The organism is Diplocloster hominis (assembly GCF_032380655.1).
Classification (GTDB): Bacteria; Bacillota; Clostridia; order Lachnospirales; family Lachnospiraceae; genus Diplocloster; species Diplocloster hominis.
This window is the reverse complement of the sequence record NZ_JAWDIY010000021.1, coordinates 14,907-35,049: the sequence shown is the minus strand read 5'-3', so window position 1 is coordinate 35,049 and position 20,143 is coordinate 14,907. Positions and strand designations below refer to the sequence as shown.

General features: G+C 49.3%; 12 protein-coding genes. All 12 read left to right on the top strand.

What is annotated here, in order from left to right; translation table 11 throughout:
* Positions 1-275: 275 nt before the first annotated feature.
* A complete protein-coding gene (locus ABC831_RS17965) occupies positions 276-7,307 on the top strand; it encodes a carboxypeptidase regulatory-like domain-containing protein (RefSeq protein ID WP_343249466.1) in 7,032 nt (2,343 codons plus the stop codon).
* Between the two features lie 491 nt (positions 7,308-7,798).
* Positions 7,799-8,989, top strand: coding sequence for a M24 family metallopeptidase (locus tag ABC831_RS17960; protein ID WP_343249465.1), 1,191 nt, complete (start codon positions 7,799-7,801; stop codon positions 8,987-8,989).
* A gap of 31 nt (positions 8,990-9,020) precedes the next feature.
* Complete coding sequence (locus ABC831_RS17955; protein ID WP_343249464.1) at positions 9,021-10,052, top strand: LacI family DNA-binding transcriptional regulator; 1,032 nt, start codon at positions 9,021-9,023, stop codon at positions 10,050-10,052.
* Positions 10,053-10,328: 276 nt separating this feature from the next.
* Positions 10,329-11,447 carry a sugar ABC transporter substrate-binding protein gene (locus tag ABC831_RS17950; RefSeq protein ID WP_343249463.1) on the top strand — a complete coding sequence of 373 codons (1,119 nt, stop codon included), beginning with the start codon at positions 10,329-10,331 and terminating at the stop codon, positions 11,445-11,447.
* Between the two features lie 136 nt (positions 11,448-11,583).
* A complete protein-coding gene (locus tag ABC831_RS17945) occupies positions 11,584-12,621 on the top strand; it encodes a phosphotriesterase family protein (RefSeq protein ID WP_343249462.1) in 1,038 nt (345 codons plus the stop codon).
* 17 nt (positions 12,622-12,638) lie between these two features.
* On the top strand, positions 12,639-14,132 hold the full coding sequence (locus ABC831_RS17940; RefSeq protein WP_343249461.1) for a sugar ABC transporter ATP-binding protein: 1,494 nt from the start codon (positions 12,639-12,641) through the stop codon (positions 14,130-14,132).
* 1 nt (position 14,133) lies between these two features.
* Entirely contained in the window at positions 14,134-15,102 is a 969-nt protein-coding gene (locus ABC831_RS17935; RefSeq protein WP_158352788.1) for an ABC transporter permease, read from the top strand.
* Positions 15,103-15,144: 42 nt separating this feature from the next.
* Entirely contained in the window at positions 15,145-15,516 is a 372-nt protein-coding gene (locus ABC831_RS17930; RefSeq protein WP_343249460.1) for a sensory rhodopsin transducer, read from the top strand.
* A gap of 223 nt (positions 15,517-15,739) precedes the next feature.
* Complete coding sequence (locus tag ABC831_RS17925) at positions 15,740-16,696, top strand: LacI family DNA-binding transcriptional regulator (RefSeq protein ID WP_343249459.1); 957 nt, start codon at positions 15,740-15,742, stop codon at positions 16,694-16,696.
* 392 nt (positions 16,697-17,088) lie between these two features.
* Positions 17,089-18,270, top strand: a complete 1,182-nt coding sequence (locus tag ABC831_RS17920; protein WP_343249458.1) for a M24 family metallopeptidase — start codon at positions 17,089-17,091, stop codon at positions 18,268-18,270.
* Between the two features lie 52 nt (positions 18,271-18,322).
* Positions 18,323-18,550, top strand: a complete 228-nt coding sequence (locus ABC831_RS17915) for a hypothetical protein (RefSeq protein WP_343249457.1) — start codon at positions 18,323-18,325, stop codon at positions 18,548-18,550.
* 71 nt (positions 18,551-18,621) lie between these two features.
* A complete protein-coding gene (locus ABC831_RS17910) occupies positions 18,622-20,130 on the top strand; it encodes a phosphate--AMP phosphotransferase (RefSeq protein WP_343249456.1) in 1,509 nt (502 codons plus the stop codon).
* Positions 20,131-20,143 lie beyond the last annotated feature (13 nt).

The window sequence follows — 20,143 nt, the reverse complement described above, 5'->3', positions numbered from 1 at the left end:
CTGTCTTATTTCTAAATGTGCTTCACAAAAATCACAAATAAATCACAAATGCCCTCGAACTGTTTCATGGTATGTCCGTAAATGCTATATTTATATCTAACGAAATAGATATCGGAGAGAGTAAAAGCTTATTACAACTCTTGTATATTAAGGAAGGTTCTCCGGGCAGATGACCTTCGTATCTTTGGATTTAGTTATCTGTCAGCTTTTTTTCTGTAACTATTAACCAGCGGCTTTTGGGTTGCTACATCACTATGGATCTAAAGGGGGATTTTATGATGCATACGGATTCAGAGAATCATAAAATGCGGAGAAAAAGAAGAGAGATGTGCCGGCGGGTGTTCGGGCGCACCTTTCCTGTCCTTGTAGCCTGTGCCATGATAAGCAGTACACTCATGACTCATGTGCAGGTTGCGTATGCGGGAGAAAATGCGGTTCAGACGGAGGGTAAAATAACGGAAGAGTCTTTTCAGACACCATCCGGGACTGCCGAACCGGTGCCATCTTTGCTGCCTTCCTCCGGAACACCGGTTAAAAACGATACAACGAAAACGGAAACTGGATTGACAGCGCTGATTCCACCGGCTGCGGCGGAGCAAACAGTACCGTCTGCAGCTCCGGCTGCGGCGGAGCAAACAGTACCGTCTGCAGCTCCGGCTTCGGCGGATCAGCCAGCGCCGTCTGTAACCCCGGCTGAGGCGGACCAATCTGTGCCGTCTGCAGCTCCGGATGCGGTAATATCCCCGATACCATCGGAACTGCTGCAGCCGTCAGATGGTACCGGAGCCGGGAATAATATGGAAGAAACAGATATTGAACCGTCCGTGATACAGAAGAATATTATAGAATTTTGTAATTGGAATACGGATGAAGTACGTGAAGTTGGATTTAAAACTCAGATGGCGGAGATTGGACTGCCGGAATCATTGGAGGTTTTGGTGTGTCCTGTTACTGAAGAAACAGATGAAGGCCAAACGAATGCAGAACCGACCGATGCAGGGCAGACGGATACAGAACCGGTGGCTGCAGGGCAGCCGGACAGCAGTGTAATCCTTGTACCGGTGCAGTGGAACTGTGATGATTATGAAAGTACGATATTGGGGGACTACATATTTACAGCGGATGTCGATGAAAGCTTCCTGGCAGGACAGGATCTGTCGGTGGGGGATGATGTGATTTCCCCCACCGTGACGGTGCGGGTGGTGAGCGCGGGACCAGTGGTTCTGGAATCGGATCTGGGCGTGACGGTGACTGCGGAAAATGAGGAGATCGTGGACCCGGATACCAGCTTGAACGTGGAAAAGGAAGACGTGCCGGATGAAGTGTTACAGGAGCTGGCTGACAGAGAAGAGAATATAGACTATGACGATCTGGTCTGTCAGAACCTGGACATTTCACTTGAGATGGACGGACAGCAGGTGCAGCCGGATGGACGGGTGGAGGTCGCCATCCAGATCCCCGGGGAGATGTCGCCGGAGAATTTTGGGGTATATCATCTGGCGGAAGACGGGACACTGACTAAGATGCAGGGCCGGGTTGAGGAGCGCAGCTATATCTTTGAAACGACCCATTTTTCGGAGTACATAGGGGCCTCTACATATGCAAATTCTACAACGGTCAGTACATACAGTGCCTTGAAAAATGCAGTCAGTAACGCCGGCTCCGGGGATACAATCCGTATCACGGGGACGCTGCGGATGTCAGATACACTATCGGTCAATAAGAACCTAACCTTTTCGGGTGGAATTTTGGAGAGAGCTGGTGCGAATGCCGGAATTGATGTGGTTTCAGGTACCTTAACGCTGAATGGCGTCACTCTGGATGGAAAATCTGTCAGCTGCGATAAAATGGCGTTGGTTCAAGTGGAAACTGGCGGAAATTTAATCATTGATCAGAACACGGTGATTAAAAATCACGTAGGTTATAAAGAGGGCGTTACTGGTGCCGGAGTTCCTTATGAGGGACCGCCTGCCGTACATATAATGGGCTCCGGTACCTTGAAAAGCGGAAGTATCATTAATAATAAAGATGACGCTAAAGGCACAGGTGTCCGCATTAACGAGTATGGTGTTTTCATTATGGAGGGCGGGCTCATTTCGGGGAACACCATAACGGATGATTCTCAGAAGTTCGGTGGGGCAGGTGTTTATAATCTTGGAAGCTTTTATCTGCGGGGCGGAAGAATAAGCGACAATCATGTGCCTGAAAATATCGGGTTAGGAGGCGGAGTCTATAACGCTTCTGTTGCAAAGACTTTTATAATGACAGGTGGTGTAATAGAAAGCTCGAATACAGCATTCAGAGGCAGTGGAATATATCACAGTGCTGTAAAAGAGGCAGGTGTCCAACTCCATATTTCCGGAAATGCGCAGGTAAATGCTGAGATCTATCTGGATTATAATGCTGGTGTAACAGATAAATATATTTATCTGGACAGCCCGCTGAACTACGCGATTACGGTTAACCCGAACAATTATTCGGAAGGTAAAGTGATTGCCAGAGTATCAGGCAGTGTTACGGATAGTTCCCAAATAGATAATATCCTCAGCCAATCGATCAGGAAGATTGCGGTGCCGGTACAGGGCAATGGCACCGTGTGGTATACCTATAAGGCCGGGAAAACCATCAGTATTACCAGAACCAAACCGGATTATATAAAAAATACGGTATATGTGGATGGAAAGAACGGCGATGACAGCACAGGTGACGGATCGAAAGACAACCCGGTTCAGAGCTTTGAAAAGGCGAAAGACTATCTGGAATATAACGGTACGATTGTCGTAATCAACCCGGTCATTGTCGGCGATGATCAGACCTGGGAATTGCCTTCGAGCGTCTACGGTAACAATTCCAAAGTGATCTCCAATCCGGACAGCGGGAATCCGGTAGTGGTAGTTACGCCCGGCGGAATCCTGAATCTGGGGGACATCTCCATTCGAAATCCCGCTGGGGAAACGGTCGTCGTGACAGAGGGCGGAACCCTGAATACCACTGCGGACACCAGTCTGTCCGGCAAGGGCGGTGGAAACGGGGTGACTAAAAATGTTCCGGCTGTGTCAGGTACGTTGGATAATCTTGAGAGCGCCGGACCGCCATATTGCCAGTCAGGACAAGCTTACAGCATGACGCTTACAGCGGACCCTGGTTACATGCTGCCGGATACGATCGAGGTGGAAATGGGAGGAAACGCACTGGTGCCGGGCAGTGGTTATACCTATGATAAGGAGACCGGTGTGATAACGATCGCTTCCGTAACGGGATCGGTCAAGGTGACCGCTTTCGCGAATCCCATTCCTATTCAACTGACGGCTGACTCTGATAAGATCGGGGGATATGTATCTTTTGCGATTCAACAGGTGGAATTCAAGGTGACCGGGGGAACAGGAGATGCAGCTGTCAGTCTGCAGTCCGGTACATTGCCGCAGGGGCTGGCACTGGAAAATAATCAGATCTTTGGCACACCTACGGAGGCAGGAAACGGAACGCTGACGATTTTGGCGAGGGATGCAAACGGAGCAGAGGACAGTGTTGAGATATCGGTGGATATTCAGAAAGGCAAAGGTTCCATTATTGGAAAAGTGACAGATGTCAACGATCATCCGATTCAGGGGGTCCAGGTTACCTTCAGGAAGACGGATGGCGATGACGGGGTATCAGGCACCACTGTGACGGATGAAAACGGAAAATATACATTCGCAGGTCTGCCTGACGGAAAATATACCGTAACGGCAGAAAAGGATGGCAAGTCGAAGAACACATATTTAATAATCAGTTCAGACGGAATGATCGTCAGCGGAGTTCGGGATATAGAGATGGAAATCGGCGGAGCTGATGTGGCCGGAAAGATCACAGATGTGAATGGACAGGGGCTAAAAGGGGCGCTGGTCACTCTTAAGGATAAAAGTGGACATACGCAAACGGTTCAAACCTCAACGGATGCAGAGGGAAATTATAAGTTTTCTAATGTACCGGATGGAGATTATAACATTACCGTTAAGTACGTAACCGGCACAGGGCCTGAAGCGGCCGTGATAACGGCCGAAGGTGAATTAAAGGTATCCGATGACGGGCAGACGGTCACCGGCAGCAAAGACGCACAGTTACAGACCGGCGGCGCTGAGCTAACGGGTACGGTCAGGGATGTCAACCATCGGCCGGTCGAAGAAGCGCTGGTGGTGGTGACAGATGACACCGGAAAAGAAATGGGACGAAATACCACGGACAGCAGCGGGAACTATACGATCTCAAATATCCCTGACGGCAACTATCTGATTACGTTTGAAAAAGACAACGGGCAGATTTCCTCGTCTGCAGAGATCGCCGGGAACGGCCAGACAGTTACCGGAACTGGTGAGATTATGCTGCCTGTCGGCGGTGCGGACGTGAGCGGCACGATCAAGGATGTGAACAGCCGGCCGGTGAGCGGTGCCCAGGTCACTATAAAAGGTGCAGATGATAAGGTAATAGGCCAGGATACGACGGATGCGGACGGTAAGTTCATGATTCCCAATGTCCCGGACGGTACCTATCATATGACCATTGAAAGCGGTGACGAGACCAGGACGCAGGAGGTAGTAATCGCTGATTACGGCCAATCGGTTACCGGTGACGGCGAGCTTAAGCTTCCGCTGGGCGGAGCCGGGATAAGCGGAACGGTGAAAGATGTGAATGAGCTGCCTGTGGCAGGCGCGGAAGTTGTGATCAGGGATGGCTCCGGTAAAGAATTAGGCCGGGATACGACAGACAGTAACGGCGGTTATACGATTCCCAATGTTCCCGACGGGACTCATAACATTACCGCTGAGATCGGCGGCAAGACGGAAACCGTTCAGGTAACGGTCGCTGATGAAGGCCAGGCAGTTACCGGAGATAAAAATGTGCAGCTGCCGACCGGCGGGGCTGACATAAACGGAAGCATCCAGGATGTAAACGGCAGGCCGGTACCAGGGGCAGAAGTGATCCTGAAGGATCAGAATGGTAAAGAACTGGGCCGGGATACCACAGATGAGGAAGGAAAGTACACCATTTCCAATGTTCCGGACGGGATCCATAAGATTACGATAGAAAGCGGAGACAAGACTAAGATTAAAGAGGTGGTAGTCGCGGATCATGGCCAGACGGTTAACGGAGAAGTACAGATCAAGACGGGCGGCGCCGAAGTAAGCGGTAAAGTTACGGATGTGAATAAACAGCCGATGGAGGGCGCGGAAGTTGTGATCAGGGATGGCTCCGGAAATGAATTGGGCCGTGGGACAACGGACAGCAATGGGGATTATGTAATTTCTAATATCCCCGACGGAGATCATGAGGTAATCATCGAAAAAGACGGGAAAACGGAAACCGGGCAGGTGAAGATCCGGGATTACGGTTCGAATGTGGACAATGATGACGAAGTTAAGCTTCCGATCGGCGGAGCGGAACTAAAAGGAACGATCACGGATGTCAATGGAAATCCCGTCGAAGGCGCCAACGTGGTAGTGAAAGACGATACCGGAAATGTGCTGGGACAGGATACGACGGATCGTAACGGGAAATATACGATCACAAATGTTCCCGATGGAAACCATGAAGTGACGGTCGATAAAGAAGGAAAGAAGCAGACCGGTTCCGTAGAGATAAAAGACAAGGGGCAGACGATAGACGGAACGGACGACGTACAATTACCGGTTGGCGGAGCCGAGGTGGGCGGAACGGTCACGGATGTCAACGGCAAGCCGGTCGAAGGTGCCGAGGTGGTCATAAAGGATCAAAAAGGGCAGGAATTGGGGCGGGATACGACAGACGCCGACGGCCAATACCATATTTCCAATGTCCCTGACGGAAGCCATGACCTCACGGCAAAAAAAGACGGAAAGACCGAGACGGTCAATGTGTACATCAGTCAGAATGGCCAAACCGTTGAAAAAGAACAGAATACGAAGCTGCAGGTCGGCGGAGCCAGCGTCGGGGGTACCATAACCGATGCCGACGGAAAACCGATCGAGGGCGCATGGGTGACGGTAAAAGATAAGAATGATACCGAGCTGGGAAGGGGTAAAACCGACCAGAACGGACAGTACGAAATTACCAATATTCCGGACGGGGAGCATTCCCTGACTGTGGAAAAGGACAAAAAAGCTAATACCTCCGGCCTGAAAGTAGACGGTGAAAAAGTAACGGAAGTAGACGGACGACAGGGAGTGACAGCGGACGTCAACAAGAATTTAGGCGCAGAGATCGGCGGAACTGTGACAGGGGATTATGATCAGCCGGTCAGCGGCGCCCAGGTAACGGTAAAGGACGGTCAGGGAAAGATTCTGAAGACCGATACCACCGACGAAAACGGCCAATACCGGGTGGATGATCTGCCGGATGGAACTATCACGGTGACGATTACTCATCCCAAATATCCGGAGCAAAGTTTTCAGGTGGCGGTAGACGGCGGAAAGGCAGATACGACCGGCGACCGTCAGATTCAAAAAGATCCGCAGGTCAAAACGGCAGAAGATGAAATCCGCGCGCTTGCCGATCCCGCCGCCGGCGATGAGGCACAGATCCGTGCACTGCGGGATAAGCTCGCCCAGGCCAAAGAGAAATACGACAATTTGGGGTCAAAATCAGGACAGCTGGATGATGAGCTGATACGGAAACTGGATCAATTGATCCGAACAGTATCCTCACTGGAAGTAAAAATAGACTCACAGCAGGCGGGGACACAAGCCAGCTTAAAGGGAAACCCGGAAGAACTGATCGGATTGGCAGTCAGCCCGGCGGAAATAAGAAACAGCAGATCCATCGAAGTGGTAGTCACCATCCTGAAAAAAGAAGCAGATCCAACTGAAAAACAACAAATCCAACAGATTGCAGATGGCAGAATAACAGGCGCTTATTTCGACATCAGTGTGGTTAAAAACATCACCTGGCAGGATGGAAGTCAGCAGAGAATCCTTGTAAACAGTGTTCCAAAAGAACTCATATTTACCATTGCGATTCCCGAAGAAATGAGAAACGGCAAGGATTACCAGGTGGCCCGTTACCATGGGAACAGCGCGGAATTACTGCAGACCACCCAGAACGGGAACAGCCTGGAATTCCGGTCAGACAAGTACTCAACCTATGCGATTATCTATACGCCGGAGAAGAAGGAGGTACCTGTAGTAAACCAGGGCAATGATAATTCAGGGGGCGGGGATTCCGGCAATCGAATTCTGGCGGCTGGAACCGCCGATAAGGCTCCGGTCGGTACATTACTGATCTTAAACCTCGCAGCACTGATGGCGATAACAGCTCTTTTCCTGGTTAGGAAAAAGAGCGTACATAACAAATAATCAAAAGGGGACATGTCCATTCCGGTTTGGGACATGTCCCTTTCGATCTGGTTGTCCTCTTGGTGTTTGTTTCTTTGTGCTTGTCTCTTTGTGCTTGTTACCCGTGTGTGGGATTATTCCAGAAGGCATCCGGGGACAGGCCCCTTTCTCTGCGCAGTTGCCGGGAGGCCCGGCTCCACTGCCGAAAGGTGCCAGTCCCCTCCCAATTGGCTGTGAATAGAAGCAGATTTTGGGAAAATGACAGGAAGTTATACTTGACTTCATTTTCTATATGGGATATTATTATCTTATAATATGTTAGCGGTAACATATGGCTTATATAAAGTGTATGACAGACTCCTTGAGGAGTATTTTTTGGAAGAAATATGTTAGCGGTAACATATAGAAATATCCTGTTTTTTTAATAAGGCAAGAGAAAGGAGGAGAGGGCGTTTTCGAATAGGAAATTTGGGTGTGGGTGCTAGAAGAACAGACTGAAAAGGAGAGCAAAAATGAAAAAAATATGTATACCGAAAGAGGAGTTTCAACAACGTATTGACAAAATAAAAGAGTATATGACAAAAGAGCAGCTGGATGTTATATTAGTATATGGAGATGAATACAGAAAAGAAAATCTTCGTTATGTTTCAAATTACTGGCCCATTTTTGAACGGGGGGCGCTCCTGATTACCTTAGAAGGGGAACCGATTGTCCTGTGTGCTCCGGAAGGGGAGCAGGTGGCCAGGGAGATGAGCGTATGGCCGGATGTGAGACTGGTTCCGGATTTCCTGTGTGTCACAGTGCCGGATGAGATTGAATATCCGCTGGCGAAGTTTACCAGCTTTAAGAGCCTGGCTGCGGAGCTTAGAAGCAGAACCGGTCTCTCGAGACTGGGGATCGCGGGTATGGACGCTATGTCGGAAGCGCTTTTACATAATATCAGGGAGGCTTTTGGCTGCCAGGTAGTGGATACCAATGAGATTCTGTTTGATCTGAGAAAGACGAAATCGGAGAACGAGATCGCCTGCCTGCGGGAAGCTGCCAGAATCGCGGAAGCAGGTTTCCGTGCAATGATGGATGCGGATCTGGTCGGTAAGACGGAACGGTATGCAGCCGGTATCGCGGAAGGGACAGCCAGAAAAGAAGGCGCGGAAGCGATTATCTTTACCGTGTTCGGTTCCGGTGAGCGGTCCGCCAGAATCGTGGGACGGGCGGAGAATAAGGTGATCGAGGACGGGGATATGCTGATGTGCGCCATGGCCGTTCAGTATGAGGGCTATGTGGCTACCTGTGAACTGCCTTTCGCGGTGGGGAACTATAGCGAAGAGACCAGATATGTGCTGGATGTCCTGATTCATGCGGCAGCGGCCGGACTGCCTTATCTGAAAGCCGGAGTGCCGATGAAAGATTTTGTCTGTGCGGTGCGGAATTATTTCCGGGACGCCGGATTGTCCGAATATGATGTGTATCCTCCGCTGCATGGCATCGGATGCGCGGAAGCGGAAAGTCCCTATCCGGATGAAAAAACAGAGGATGTTTTCAGGGAGGGAATGACGGTGAACACGGACATCAGCCTCTTTGGCCTTCCCGGAGGTTCGAACCGGATCGAGGAGGGATTTGTCATTACCAGAGACGGTGCGGATTCCCTGTTCCCATCCATGCGTGTGTATTACGAAGATTGGCTGAAAAACAGCGGAAAATAAATGACTATTTGACAAGAGGTGTAATTCCCATATGGCAACCATTGATGATGTCGCCAAGAAGGCGAAAGTATCCCGTATGACTGTATCCCGAGTGATCAATAACAGCGGGTATGTGAAGGAAGAGACCAGGCTGCGCATCAATCAGGCAATCGATGAGCTGAAGTTTAAACCCAATATGATCGCCAAAAGCCTGGTGACCAGAAAGAGCCGTACGATCGCTTATGTGATGGTTAATATCTCGGACCCATTCCATAACCTGGTCAATAAGGGATTTGAAGCGGTGGCATTTGAAAATGGTTATACGACGATGATGTGTGACGCTCATTCCGCCAGCCGGGTATCCGATTATATCAATATGCTGCAGGAACGGTGTATAGACGGTGTGGTGCTGCATCACCTGAATATTACCAAAAAGCAGGTGCAGGAACTGGAAGCGTCAGGAGTACACTGCGTTCTGCTGGATAATGAAGTGGAGCTGCCGGAAGTGAACAGCGTCAATACGGATAATGTACAGGGGGCACGGCTGGCGGCAGAGCACCTGATCAAGAAGGGACATACCCGCATCGGCTGTATGCACGGGACCCTGAGTTATCCGAAAACGGAAAAGATCGCCTACGAGGATACCTTCCAATATAATATATGGAAGCAGCGGACCCAGGGATTTCGGGAAGTAATGAAGGAGGCAGGTCTGTCTGAACGGTATCAATACCAGGGAAACGGACTGTCGAACCTGGTTCCCTGGTTTGCGAAAAAGACCATGGATAGGATTCTGTCGGACCCCGAACCGCCTACCGCCCTTTACTGCGAAAATGATATTATGGCGCTTTCCATCATCAATGAGCTGCAGGAGAGGGGAATGCGTATACCAGATGATATGGCGGTAGTGGGACATGACGGCCTGGATCTGTGCAGGATGGTACATCCCTACCTCACAACGGTGGCCCAGCCCAGATATCTCATGGGTAAGATGTCCGCGTCGATTCTGATCGATGCGATTGAAAAAAATCAAAAATATGCGAGAGTGGTTCTCCCTCCAAGTTTTTGGATCGGAGAAACAACTTAAAATAAAATTTTATTGTCAGAAAAAGAGGTATTCTATTGAAAAATGTACTCGAGTATATTATAATGTAATATATACTCGAGTACACACAGAAATATACTTTACAGCCCCATTAATGCATTTCCTTCGGGTGGGGCGCGGCATACGCCGCTCCATAAGGTTCAATAAGCAGAGAGGGATTCTCGGGAAAGGAGGTAAGAGGGTCCGGCATCACCAGATATAAGTATTGGCAATTGGAAATGGCAACACGTACATCTAATTTTAAAGGAGGAAATAGGTATGAAAAAAGTAGTGAGTGTTTTATTGTCGATCATGTTGGTGTTGACTATGTGTGCAGGATGTCAGGAGAAGGCAGCAGAACCGTCCGGCGGGGATACAGCCACGCCCGAAGCTCCCGCTCAGGAGACACAGAAACCGGCGGAAGCGCCTGCCGCTACCGATTCTGCCGCTGCCGGCGAGTTAAAAGATTTTACCATCGGTTATGCCGGGCTGGACGAATCACAGGAGCATTTGATTCCGGTAGGGGATAATATCGAGAAGATTGCCAAGGAAAAAGGGGAAGAACTTGGAATCACGATCAAAGTTATCCGTGTGGATAATGCGGGAGACGGCGCGAAAGCGGTTGAGAATGTGGACAACCTGATTCTTCAGGGAATCGATGTACTTGTGGAATTCAATCTGGATGCAGCTGTAAATGATACCATTTATGAAAAATGCCAGAATGCTGGAATTCCGGTAATGGCAATTGATATTCCGGTAGGCGATGCCCCTTACATGGGAGCAAACAACGTGATGGCTGGCCAGCTGTGCGGAGAAGCGCTGGGGGATCTGGTGAACGAAAATTGGGAAGGTAAAGTAGACGCCGTATTATTTGAGCATACTCCTGAGGCCGGCGAAGTGGTTCAGACCAGAATGGACAGTATTCTGGATGGTATCGCTAACAAGACCGATTATTCAGTGGATGATCTCAAAGCGATGACCACAACCGTATCTATGAAAGATGACGCGATCCTGGCACAGCAGCTGTGTGCGGATTTCCTGACGGCGAATCCGGATAAGAAACATATCGTAATCGGCTCCATCAATGATATCGGAGCGCAGGGAGCGTTTGCGGCCGTTCAGGCAGCGGGCAGGGAAGATGATGTATTTATCGTAAACCATGGTGTGTCGGTTTCCACCCGTGAAAATATCTATGCCCAGGAAAACGCCGGAAAACCCAACTGCTGGAGAGGCGGAGTTTCCTACTTCCTTGAGAGATACGGCGAATATATCGTACCGGGCTGTATCGAACTGGTTCAGGGAAAGACACCCGCACCGGAAAGCCTGCTGATGGATCATCTCTACATCGACATGAACAATATCGAGGAATGGTATCCCCAGGCAGAATGGGCTCAGTGACAGCAGCCGAACGCAGCAGCTAAGTGCTCATAGCTAGAAAACAGTAATGACATCGTAGACAGCCGGGCACCCGGTCGCAGAAAAGATGGCTGCATCGGGTGCCCGCTCTGATTCATAAAAGAACGGGGGAAAGAACATGGCAGTAATGACCGTTTTAGGAAAGAAAGAGGCAGGCGAGCTGGGGATCTGCGCGCCCCATGAACATATCTACATAGACATGAGTGTGTTTTTCGTTCCGCCCGAAGAGATCGGAATGAAAAACCTGGCTTATAAACCGGTGACGATGGAATCCCTTGGAGTTTTGAAGAGAAATCCATTTGCCGTGCTGGACAATGTCCGCATGATGGATGAGGAAACCCAGCTGGAAGAGATTCTGGCGTTTAAAAGTGCCGGAGGGCAGACCATTGTGGATGCCAGTACGGTGGGATTGGGCCGTGATCCGCAGCTTCTGGCCAGGGCAGCCGCAAAAACCGGCCTGAATGTGATTGCAGGAGCCGGTTTTTATGTGGAAGGTGCACAGCAGGAAGAGACACTTGCCATGAGTATTGAGCAGATCGAAGAACAGATTGTAAGGGAAGTTGAAGTGGAGATCGGGCACAGCGGAATACGTGCCGGTTTTATCGGAGAGATCGGGGTTAGCCATATCCTGTTCCCATTTGAGGAGAAATCCCTGATCGGAGCGTGCCGTGCCCAGGTGAGAACCGGCGCACCTCTGATGATCCACATTAATCCCTGGTCGACCCAGGGAATTGCGGCCATGGATATTGTGAAGGAGCATGGGATCAGTCCGGAGAACATCGTTATCTGTCATAGCGATGTGGAGAACCGGGAAGATTACATATTCCAGTTATTGGATATGGGAGTTTATATTGAATTCGACAACTGGGGAAAAGAAATGTTCACAGACCGGTGGGATGTAAAACCCGGATCAGGCCGCTTCGTCAATGACTGGGAGCGGGCGCTTCTGGTGAAAAAGATCATGGACCGGGGCTATGAAAAACAGATGCTTTTATCCACGGATCTGTGCCTGAAATCCCTTCTGCACAAATACGGCGGCTGGGGCTATGACCATATCCTGCAGCACATCATTCCCATGCTGGACGAGGTAGGAGTGACAAGAGCGCAGATCGACCAGATGTTAATACATAATCCGGCCAGATGGCTGGACAGATAAAGGGGGAAGCAGAAAATATGAGTGAAACCATCCTGAAAATGCAGGGCATCACGAAACGCTTTCCCGGTGTGCTGGCCTTGGACCAGGTTTCCATATCCCTGAACAAAGGGGAAGTGCTGGCCCTGGTCGGGGAGAACGGCGCAGGTAAATCCACCCTGCTGAAAATCCTGTCCGGTGCCTATACCAAGGATGAAGGGGTGATCGAGTACGATGGGAAAGTGATCGAGGGATATACCCCGAATGAAGCCATCGACATGGGAATCAGCATCATCTACCAGGAACTAGACAATTACGGGACATTATCGGTGGCGGAAAATATCCTGGTTAACGCCATGCCGAAGAAAAAGGGAAAGTACAGTCCCATCGACTGGAAGGAAGCCTATAAAAAAGCAGATGAGATCATCCGCCAGATTACCGATGAGATCGATGTTACGGCCAAAGTCAGTACTTTAACCGCAGCGCAGCAGCAGCTGGTGGAGATCGCAAAAGCGATGAGCCGGAACATGAAAGTTCTGGTTATGGACGAACCCACGTCCGCCTTAAACCGGGTAGAGACAGAACAGCTGCTGAAGATCGTTCAGAACCTGGCGAAACAGGGGATCAGTATCATTTATATATCCCATCGGATGGATGAAATCTTCACCCTGTCGGATCGGATTCAGGTTATGCGGGACGGAAAGAGCGTGTCTGATTTCGTGACTGCTAAGACAGATGAAGAGACTATCGTAAGGGAAATGGTGGGCCGTACCCTGGACAGCATGTATCCCCATGTGAAACAAGATCCCGGGGAGTGTATTCTGAAAGTGGATCATTTGACCTGCGGAAAAGCGAAAGATGTCAGTTTCAACCTGCACCGCGGAGAAATCCTGGGCTTATTTGGATTGATGGGAGCTGGAAGGACCAGCGTGGTGAGAGGCCTGTTCGGTGATCTCTACCTGAGAAATGGTTCTATCGAAATCATGGGAAATTCAATAAAAAACCGGTCGCCCAAAGACGCCATTCATAATAAGATTGCCTATGTCCCTAACGAACGGAAGGTGGAAGGGCTTATGCTGTCCGATTCCGTGCGGTTTAACATCAGCATAGCGGTAATCAACAGCCTCCAAAAACATTTTAAAGTAGACAAAAAAGCGGAAAAGAATATGGCCGATACCTGGGTGGAAAAACTGGGAATCCGGACGCCTTCCCCGGAAACGCGGGTAGATAACTTAAGCGGCGGGAACCAGCAGAAGGTGGTTATCGCCCGATGGCTCCAGACCGCTCCGGATATCCTGATCCTCAACGATCCGACCCGTGGCATCGATGTGGGAGCGAAGGCGGAGATCTACAGCCTCATGGAAGATCTGTGCCGGCAGGGAATCGGAATTATCATGATTTCCTCAGAACTGCAGGAGACTCTGTCCATGGCGGACAGGATATTGGTCATGAGTGAGGGAAAAGTCACGGGCGAAGTACCCAGGGAAGAAGCAACGCAGGAAAATCTGATGAAACTGGCAGTGGGAGGAATCTAAGATGGAGAAGAGCTTAACGATCAGAGAACGAATCAAAAAAGGCGGGGGAAGCGAAATCACGATCTGTATCGCATATATCGGACTGTGTATTATCTTTTCCATTCTGTCACCCAATTTTTTCTCGGGAAAAAACTTTATAAATATAGGAATTTACTCAGCGATCATGGGAATTACCGCAGCGGCCACCACTCTGGTTTTGATTTGCGGTTGTATTGATATTTCAGTCGGCGCGGTTATGGGACTGACGGGAATGATCAGCGCTCTGTTATTAAAAGCGGGTGTCCCGATCGTGGTAGCGGTATTGATCGCACTGCTGGCGGGGGCGGCGGTAGGCACGATCAACGGCCTGCTGGTATCCAAAGGAAAAATCGTGCCGATGATCGCGACCATGGCGACCATGTCCATTATCCGCGGTATCGCGTATCTAACCAACAACGGAATATCCATCGTGGTCAGCAATGCAAAATTCAACTGGCTGGGCAGGGGCTATGTGGGTCCGGTTCCATTTATCCTGATCATTATGGCCATCGTTTATCTGGGCATGTTCTATCTGTCGAAATATACGGCTTATGGTAGAAAATTATACGCGACAGGATCTAACCAGAGAGCCGGTTACCTGGCCGGAATCAATACGGACCGGACCATCTTAAGCGTCTATGTCCTGAACGGGGTATTCGCCGGTCTGTCCGGAATCCTCATGGCGGCCCAGTCCGGCGCCGGACTTCCCACCGCGGGTGATACCTATGAGATGACTATCATATCTGCCTGTGTACTTGGCGGAACCTCTATCAACGGCGGTAAAGGTAATGTCTGGGGAACCCTGGTCGGCGTACTTCTGCTGACGACGATCTCCAATGGACTGACCATGCTGAGTATCTCCAGCTTCTGGCAGCAGATTATTAAAGGAACGATTCTGCTGGCAGCTGTGCTGATCGACGCATGGCGTGGTGGAAGTTATAAGAAAGTCTGAGTTTACTAAGAAAATAAATATAGCGTAAGAGAGGGAATGAATATGAACGGTAATAAATCGTGGTTTATTGTAGATGGATACAGACCTCCCGTTGAAAAAGGCGGAGCGGATGATTATGTGGGACACGAATGCATTATGGTTTTGAATTGCAATGATGAGGAAGCGCATGTGGAGATCGACGTATATTTCGCCGACCAGGATCCGGTGCTGGGAATTCCTCTTGTGGTACCGGCCAGACGGGTGAGAGCATTCCGCACGAATGATCAGACAGTGCTGGGAGAGCTGGAACTGGGAATCGGCAGGCAGTATTCGCTGAATATCAGAAGTGACGTGGATGTGGTCGTGCAGTATGGCCGTCTTGATATTAACCAGGACAATATGGCTTACATGGCTACTTTGGGATATCCCGGCTGAGAAGATACAGGCCGAAAATCGGGTCCGGACAGTGTTCCGGGCCCTTTGTGGTTCTTACGCCTGCTTTGCTCCGCTGTTCAGGCATATTCCCACAAATAGTGAAAAAGTTCCGGCAGATTAAACTCGAAAGAACTATACACTCCGTTTAAATTTATGTTAATATGGAAAGCAGAAGATGGATGATAAGTTTGTAAGATAAGGTCTTTATCAGGGGAGGGTGCTTATGGTATCGATGAAGGACATTGCCAGGGAATTGAACCTGTCCAGGTGCACGGTATCTAATATTCTGAATAATAAGCTGGACCAGTACAGCTACCGGAAGGAAACGATCGAACTGGTTCGCAATAAGGCGGAGGAAATGGGATATGTGGTGAATAATCTGGCACAGTCACTGAAAACAGGAACTGCCCATATGATTGCGCTGGTTATCCCCGATATTTCCAGTACCTTTTACATTGAGATAATCAGGAAGATAGAACGGCTGGCTTATGAAAGTAATTATGGTCTGATCGTCTGCGTGACGGAGGAGAGGGTGGATAAGGAAAAAAGGATACTGGAGATGCTGAAAAGCCGTCGTGTGGACGGAGTGATCATAGCCTGTGTGTCCTATACAGACTCGGTTATCGATGAAAGCGCCTACAAGGTAGTGGCCTTTGACCGGATCGTTAAAAATGCCCAGTTTCCCACAGTGACAGTGGATGATATGAAGGTCTCTTATGATCTGACGACCCGGATTCTGGAGAAAGGTTTTGTTTCGCCCCTGTTCGTGGGAACATCGGAGCAGGATTATACGGTTCAGTGCCGTTTGGAAGGGTTTCAGAAGGCTCTTAAGGATCATGGACTCGTTTTTATCCAGGATAATGTGTTTTATGACTGGTACAATGAAATGGACGCTTACGAATGGATCAGCAGAATACGCCGGGACGGAAGGATAAGGTTTGATTCCATCGTCTCTACTACCAATGAAATTTTATTCGGGGTTATGAAAGCAATGGGAGATGATTTCCGAAATATCGGCTATGGGGGATTCTATTCGTTCAATGGTTCTTCCTTCATGGGGGAGAAGATTATCAATGTGATACCGCCTCCGGATATGGCGGAACTTTCGTTTCGGATGCTTCTGAACCGTATTCAGGGTAAAACGGTTGAAAATAAGGTTTTAGAGGCTAAGATCATGTAAGGGTTCTTTCTGAGAGTTGGGTATAGCCTGATAACCGAAATGCCCGCATACTTATACATTAAGCCGGTTGCGGTCATTCCGATTACCAGGCTATACCCAACTCTCAGAAAGAATCCATGTAAGTATATGAAAAGGAGAATCTAAAATAAAATTCTAAAATGTACAATCAGCAGAAATTTTAGAATTTTTTGTGAATATGTATTGAAAAATGTACTCGAGTATATTATGATGTATATATACTCGAGTACATAATCTTTTACTATTAACTGGATTTTCTTTTTCAAGGGGAGCGTATGCAAAAAACCGAATGTGAAATAAGAGTGTGCGAAACATCCCATAACAGATGGAAGCCGCTTAAGATGGGGGTAAACATACGCGCAATGGAGGAAAAAATGAAACCCACAATTGATCATCAGGAATTTGAGGAACGGATTAAGAAGACACAATCAGCTATGGCGGAGGAAGGACTGGATCTGATATTCGCTTATGGAAATGAAGCGGAGCCTCAGTATATCCGGTATTACAGCAATTATTGGCCCAGCTTTGAGGTTGCGGGTGTATTGATTCCGGCAGAGGGGGAAGCGATTCTGATCATTGGCCCGGAGAGTGAGACTTTCGCAGGATCGGTATCACACATCGCAAAGATCAGAAAAGTGCTGGCTTTTCGGGAATCATCGGAACCGGAATACCCGGGCGCTGTCTTGTGTACGATGACAGAGGTAATGAAGGAAGCCATGGGTGGGAAAAACCCGAAACGGATCGGTATCGTAGGCGGCTGCCTGATCTCCCATGTGGTATATCTGGCGCTGGATGAAGCTTTAAAACAGATGGATCAACCGGAGCTGGTCAAGGCAGACCTTCTGGTATCCAAGCTGCGCGCGATCAAATCCCCGGCGGAGATAGCCTGTATGAAAGAGGCCTACCGGATTACGCAGTGTGCCATGAGAAAGGTGCTGGACAGCATCCGTGTTGGAATGACGGAGGAGCAGGTACGCGGCATCGCAGTAAGCGTCATGTTCGAGGAAGGCGCAGAAGGGGAAGCCTATCCCTGCTGGGTTTTAGCCGGTGAAGGCTCAAATCTGGCGATCGGCCGCTGCCGCGGCAGAGTCATTCAGCCCGGTGATCTGGTCCACATCCAGATCGGAGCCCGCTATCAGGGATACGCGTCGACGATTGGAAGAGCTGTAGTTATGGGAAAAGCCACCGAAGCCCAGAAACAGCTGATAGAAGCCAGTCTGGCCGGTCAAAAAGCGATCCTTTCCACAGCCCGCGCGGGAGTCAATGCAAAAGCGGTAAGTGACGCCCACTACGAAGCCATCAAAGAGCTGGGCCAGGAACAGCACATCCTGTACGGTCCCTGTCATGGAACCGGATTAATGGAAGGGGAGTATCCCTGGATCGAGTCCAACTCCGATTTCCTGCTGGAGGAAGGCATGACTTTCTGTACCTGTGTCTATCTGGGAGACAACGAGAACAAGATGGGAGTCCGTTTTGAAGACGGCTTCCAGGTAACAAAAGAAGGAGCCGAATCTTTTTCCGATTATCGGAGAGAACTGATCGAGATCATGGAATAATAAGGTTACAAGCACGACGCCGGGGTTCATAAGTGTCTCCCCGGGCGGGCATATGGCAGCTGAACTGCATCTGAAAGATATCCTGCAGGCGGCAAAGTCCACATGCTCGTCCAACGAGCCACTTAAGAACCCCGGCGTCATACTTTTACCCGGTATCCAGCCGCACCCCGCATCAGTGTTCCAATCAACTGCCGCCGGGCACGCCCTTCCCCTCTCTTCCCGGCCCTTAGTCACCAAAGCCCCCTCCGCAAATCCATTAATTATTTATGAAGTTCTATGATTATTTGGTTTATTTTGGTAAAATAATAGATATAGTGGTCATAATCATAGATAAGAAAAGGAGAAGGGCCTATGTTGGAGAAGATTGATTTGACGAAAAAGATGGGAAAAAAAGAGTATAAGGAAGCGATGGAGGGGTTAACCGCGGAACTCTCCGAACTTCAGCGGGAGTGTAAAAATGAAAAAATCCCGGTTATGATTGTGTTCGAGGGCCTGGGCGCGGCCGGCAAGGGGACGTTGATCAATCAGCTGATACAGAGCCTGGATCCCAGAGGATTCCATGTACATGCGATTAATGGGGAATCGGAGGAAGAAAAACTAAGGCCGTTTCTGTGGAGATTCTGGACAAAGACCCCCGAGAAAGGCAGAATTGCCATTTTTGACAGAAGCTGGTACCGGAAGGTCCTGATTGACCGGTTTGACGGCATTACTCCGGAAGAGGAACTGGAGAAGGCTTACCAGGAAATTAATAATTTTGAAGAGATGTTAAGTGAAGGCGGTACCGCGATCCTGAAATTCTTCCTGTATATTACGAAAGAAGAGCAAAAGAAACGGTTCGAGCGGCTGAGGGATTCCAAGGAGACGGCCTGGAGAGTGTCCGGGGGAGACTTAAAGAGGAACAAACATTATAAAAAATACCTGCAGATGAATGAAGAAATGCTGCAGAAAACCGATACTGACTATGCGCCGTGGAATATCATCGAAGCTATGGACCGGGAATTTGCCACTGTTAAAATTATAACTGTTGTGGTAGAATGTCTAAAAGAAGCGCTGGAGAATAAAAAAAGGGCGGATCAGAAGGCGGACAAGGATGCCAGGCTGACTGAAAATGCGCCGGTCAATGGAAAATCGCCGGCGATCCTGAAATCCTCCATGTTAAGCCAGGTAGATCTTTCCCTTTCTTATAGCAAAGAGGAGTACAAGGAAAAGCTGGATGCGCTGCAGAAGAAGATCGGTCTGTTACACAGCGCTCTTTATAAAAAAAGAATTCCGGTGGTGCTGGCATTTGAAGGCTGGGATGCCGGCGGAAAAGGCGGAGCGATCAAGCGCCTGACCAGCCATATGGATCCCCGCGGTTATATGGTGAATCCTACAGCTGCGCCTAATGATATCGAAAACGCCCACCATTATCTGTGGAGGTTCTGGCAGTCCGTGCCCAAGGCCGGCCATATAGCCATCTATGACAGAACCTGGTACGGCCGGGTGATGGTTGAGAGAATCGAGGGCTTCTGTACGACGGAAGAATGGCAGAGAGCATATAAAGAAATCAATCAGTTCGAAGAGAACCTGTATAATGCCGGAGCCATTGTACTGAAATTCTGGATGCATATTGATAAGGATGAGCAGGAACGCAGGTTCAAGGAACGACAGGGGAATCCGGCGAAGCAGTGGAAGATCACGGAAGAGGACTGGAGAAACCGGGAAAAATGGGATCTCTATGAAAAAGCGGTGGACGAGATGCTGATCCGGACCTCTACAACCTACGCGCCCTGGATTATCGTGGAGGGCAATGACAAATACTATGCCAGGGTAAAGGTGTTAAAAGAAGTTGTGGACGCTTTGGAAAAGCGTTTAAAATAGCAGCAGATACGGA